The 4,128-nt window shown below is 75.5% G+C and carries 5 protein-coding genes; 2 read left to right on the forward strand and 3 right to left on the reverse strand.

Annotation, left to right across the window (positions count from 1 at the left end; translation table 11 throughout):
* Positions 1-14: 14 nt before the first annotated feature.
* Positions 15-386, reverse strand: a complete 372-nt coding sequence (locus VGD85_RS02700; protein WP_331061906.1) for a DUF3054 domain-containing protein — start codon at positions 384-386, stop codon at positions 15-17.
* An 82-nt stretch (positions 387-468) separates the two neighbouring features.
* Between VGD85_RS02700 and VGD85_RS02705 the strand changes: the two genes are divergently transcribed.
* A complete protein-coding gene (locus VGD85_RS02705; RefSeq protein WP_331061907.1) occupies positions 469-1,533 on the forward strand; it encodes an aldo/keto reductase in 1,065 nt (354 codons plus the stop codon).
* On the opposite strand, the gene VGD85_RS02710 is transcribed toward VGD85_RS02705, so the two are convergent.
* On the reverse strand, positions 1,467-2,273 hold the full coding sequence (locus VGD85_RS02710) for an alpha/beta hydrolase (protein ID WP_331061908.1): 807 nt from the start codon (positions 2,271-2,273) through the stop codon (positions 1,467-1,469). The two genes, VGD85_RS02705 and VGD85_RS02710, sit on opposite strands and share 67 nt — an antisense overlap.
* Positions 2,274-2,407: 134 nt before the next feature.
* Positions 2,408-3,445, reverse strand: a complete 1,038-nt coding sequence (locus tag VGD85_RS02715) for a saccharopine dehydrogenase family protein (protein WP_331061909.1) — start codon at positions 3,443-3,445, stop codon at positions 2,408-2,410.
* Positions 3,446-3,516: 71 nt separating this feature from the next.
* On the opposite strand from VGD85_RS02715, the gene VGD85_RS02720 reads away from it, so the two are divergent.
* Positions 3,517-4,128, forward strand: a 612-nt coding sequence (locus VGD85_RS02720; RefSeq protein ID WP_331061910.1) for a GlxA family transcriptional regulator, incomplete at its 3' end; no start/stop codon positions are given.

Genomic DNA, 4,128 nt, shown 5'->3' on the forward strand with positions numbered 1-4,128 from the left:
CCCCCCCACGACCCTCACCCGCGCCCGGGGAGCAGCCGCGCCACGACCCGCCAGCCCAGCATCGTCACCACGAGGAACGTCGCCGCGACCACGAGGAAGCCCGGGGCGAGGCCGCGGCCCGCGAGCGCGCGCAGCGCCATGCCGAGCACGTACGTCGCCGCCACGACGACCGGGCCCTCGGGCCAGATCCGGCGCGCGGGTCGTCCCCGCGCCACCAGCCCGGCGTGGGCGAGCACCGCCGCCAGCGCGAACGGCCACGCGATGACGAGCACGATCCAGCCGGACTCGTCGGCGTCATGGGTGTTCTTGCCGCCCAGCGCCAGGCCGAGCACGCACGCCAGGTCGGCGACGAGCGGCCAGAGCCACCGGGTTCTCGCTCGCGTCACGCGCCCAGCCTCGCAGGCCGACCGCGGCGCGCCGCCCGCACCCCCTTGACCTGGAGCACGCTCCATCGTGTCGACTGGTCCCATGACCGCTGCGTCCCCGACCGACCCGCCGCTCAACTCCGCGACCACCCTGCTCGGCCCCGGTGGCCCCTCGGTCACCCGGCTCGCGCTGGGCACGATGACGTTCGGGGTCGAGACGGAGCAGGCCGAGGCCTTCGCCCAGCTCGACCGGTATGTCGAGCACGGCGGCACGTTCATCGACACCGCCGACGTCTACGGGCAGGGCGAGTCCGAGCGGATCGTCGGCCGCTGGCTCGCCGACCGCGGACACGACCACCTGGTGATCTCCACCAAGGGCCGGTTCGGCGCCGCCGCCGGCACGCCCGGTGCGTCGCGGCGCGCGCTGCGGCGCGCGGTCGCGGGCAGCCTGTCCCGCCTGGGCGTCGACGCGCTGGACCTCTACTTCGTGCACGGCTGGGACGAGCTGACCCCGGTCGAGGAGACGCTCGACACCCTCAGCGCCCTGGTGCGCGCCGGCACCGTCCACCAGATCGGCTGGTCGAACGTCACCGGGTGGCAGCTCCAGCGGATCGTGACCACCGCCCGGCTCGGCGGCCACGTCGTCCCGACCGTGCTGCAGCCGCAGTACAACCTCCTCGACCGCGGCATCGAGCTCGAGGTGCTGCCGGTCTGCCTCGAGGAGTCGCTCGCGCTGACCCCGTGGTCGCCCCTGGCCGGCGGCTGGCTCACCGGCAAGTACCAGCGCGACAGCCGCCCCACCGGCGCCACCCGGCTCGGCGAGGACCCCGACCGGGGCGTGGAGGCGTACGACGTGCGCAACACCGACCGGACCTGGCGGATCCTCGACACCGTGACGAGCATCGCCGAGCGGCACGGCCGCCCGCCCGCGCACGTCGCGCTGGCGTGGCTGCTGAGCCGCCCCGCGGTCGCCTCGGTGCTGCTGGGCGCGCGCACCACCGAGCAGCTCGAGCAGACGCTCGGGGCGGTCGACCTCGCGCTCGACGAGGACGAGATCACGGCCCTGACGCGGGTGAGCGACCCCGGGCTGCCGCCGTACCCCTACGGCATGGTCGAGGACTTCTGCGGCGTGTCGCACTGGGAGCGCCTGGGCGTGCGGCCCTCGTAGGGCACCGGACGGAGGTGCCGGGCGAAGAACCGGGCGGCGTCCTCGGCGGCGTACGCCGGCACGCCGGTGTGCCCGCCCAGGTTGGCCTGCAGGGTCTTCTCCGCCGACCCGAAGGCGTCGAAGAGGTCCAGGGCGGCCTGCCGGTCGTTGTCGCGGTCGTCCCACTGCAGCAGCACGTGCACCGGGATGGTCACGCGGCGCGCCTCCTCGAGGATGGATCGCGGCACGTGGCTGCCGGCGAACAGCCCCGCCGCCACGATCCGCGGCTCGACCAGCGCCAGCCGGACGCCGAGCGCGATCACGCCACCGGAGAGTGCGACCGGGCCGGCGATCTCCGGCAGGGCGAGCGCGGCGTCCAGGCACGTGCGCCACTCCGCGGCCGCCTGCTCCACCAGCGGGAGGACGAGCCGGTCGACGACGTCGGCCGGGGGACGCTCGCCGGCGGCGATCGCTCGGCGCAGGTCGGCTCGCGCCTGCTCGAGGGCCGCGATCGGGGGACGCTCGCCGCTGCCGGGGAGCTCGACGGCGACGGCGGCGAAGCCCTGCGCCGTGGCCTGTCGCGCCCGGTCCAGCAGCCGGGGGTGCATCCGGTGCAGGTCGCCCGGGTGGCCGAGGAGGATCAGCGGGACCGGCGCGGACGCCGTGAGGGCGGGGGTCCAGAGGATGCCCGGCACCTGGTCGAGGTCGAAGCGGCGTTCGAGGAGGCCGCCGTCGAGGTGGGACTCGGAGAGGAAGTGCATGGTCGTGCCTTTCGGGAGCGCAAGGGACGGCGCTCCCGGGCGACCTATCGCCCGTCCGTGTCCTCGCGAAGGAGCACCCACGTCGATCTGTTCACGGGTCACCTCCTCCGGCTCGGTACGGCGCCCGCACCGTATCAACGCATCCGCTGGTCGCCAACGGGATAACCGATCGCGAGTCCCTCGACGCCGCGCTCGAGCGACGCGAGCACGTCGCGGGCGTCGAACGCCGTGCCCGGGGCCACCGCGCCCGCGCCCCGGTGCCGTCCGTCGAGGAGGCGGGCGGCGCCCTCGACGACGATCGGGGCGGTGACCGCGTAGATGTCGCGCCCGGCGGCGACCGCGCGGGCGCGGTCCGCCCCACGGCGTACGACGACGTCGACCACGAACCGCTGGGCGGAGCGGCCGTGCTCGTCGGTCGCGGCGGGCGGTGGCGTCGAGGTGTCGTGGAGGTCGTCGAGCGGTGCGGTGTTGAGGTGCGAGCGCAGCTCGCCGACGTCGAGATGCCGGTGGATCGTGATCACCTCCGAGAACGGCAGCTGCACGACCGGCTGCTCGCCGAGCGGCGGCGGGAAGTCCCAGGTGCCGGTGGGCGCCGGGTCCGGCAGCGGCACGAGTCGGCCGCCGCGGACCACCTGACGGGCGAACGTGTTGCGCGCGCCGGTGGCGCGGGTGCCGGCGGTCGGCCACCACCGGTCGAGCCCGATCGCGACGTCGACCTCGTCCGCTCGGGTCTCGTCGGCGAGCACGGCCGTCACCAGCAGGTCGGCGAGGCCGCCGTAGAACGCCATCGCCGGCACGACCGCGACTCCGGCCGCCCGGGCGGGGCCGTCGAGCTCGGCGTAGAGATCGCGGACCACCTGCTGCTCGGCGGTGACGTCGAGGTAGTGCGCGCCCGCGGCGACCGCGGCCCGGGCCAACGGCAGCGCGGTGTCGAGGAACGGCCCGGCGCAGTTCACGACGACGGCGATGTCCGCGAGTGCCGCACGCAGCCGGGCGGGGTCGTCGAGGCCGAACGCGCGGCGCTCGAGGTCGCCGGAGCCGGCTGCGGCGACCCGGTCGGCGCTGCGCCCGGCGAGCACGGGCACCAGCCCACGGTGCAGCAGCTCATCGACGACGAAGCGCCCGGTGTGACCCGGGGCGCCATAGACCAGGACGGGTCCGGAGGTGTTCACCCCGTCATCGTCGGGGTCGGCGCGCACCCGGCACGAGCGTCCGAAACGACATGGTGGGTACAGTTTCGGACATGACCTCCGAGGTGCGCAGGGTCGCCCTCGTCCTGCACCCCGCGACGATGCTCTACGAGGCCGCGATCGCCGCGGAGGTCTTCGGGGTGGACCGCTCGGACCTGTCCCCGCGCGGTGCGTGGTTCGACCTGGTCGTGTGCACCGCCGACGGTCGTCCGCACCCGTGGCTGCCGCACCTGCCGGCGGCGGCGTACGACGCGATCGCGGCGGCGGACCTCGTCGTCGTGCCGTCGACCGAGGACCCGGACGCCGACCCCGACCCCGGCCTGCTCGCGGCCCTGCGGGACGCGCACGCCCGGGGCGCGCGGATCGCGTCGCTGTGCACGGGCTCGTTCGTGCTCGCCGCGGCCGGCCTGCTCGACGGCCGGACGGCGACCACGCACTGGATGCACGCCGCCGACCTGGCGCGCCGCTATCCGCGCGTCGACGTGCGTGCCGACGTCCTCTACGTCGACGACGGCGACGTGCTGACCTCCGCGGGCAAGACCGCGGCCCTGGACCTGTGCCTGCACCTGGTGCGGCGCGACCTGGGGCCGGCCGTCGCCAACGGGCTCGCCCGGCGGCTGGTGGTGCCCGCGCACCGCAACGGCGGGCAGGCGCAGTTCATCGCC

The sequence above is a fragment of the Nocardioides sp. genome, from assembly GCF_036401255.1.
Lineage (GTDB): Bacteria > Actinomycetota > Actinomycetes > Propionibacteriales > Nocardioidaceae > Nocardioides.

Bases quoted from the DNA above. Each gene is read 5' to 3' on its own strand.
- VGD85_RS02710 (WP_331061908.1), bottom strand. From the start codon at position 2,273: ATGCACTTCCTCTCCGAGTCCCACCTCGACGGCGGCCTCCTCGAACGC.
- VGD85_RS02705 (WP_331061907.1), top strand. From the start codon at position 469: ATGACCGCTGCGTCCCCGACCGACCCGCCGCTCAACTCCGCGACCACC.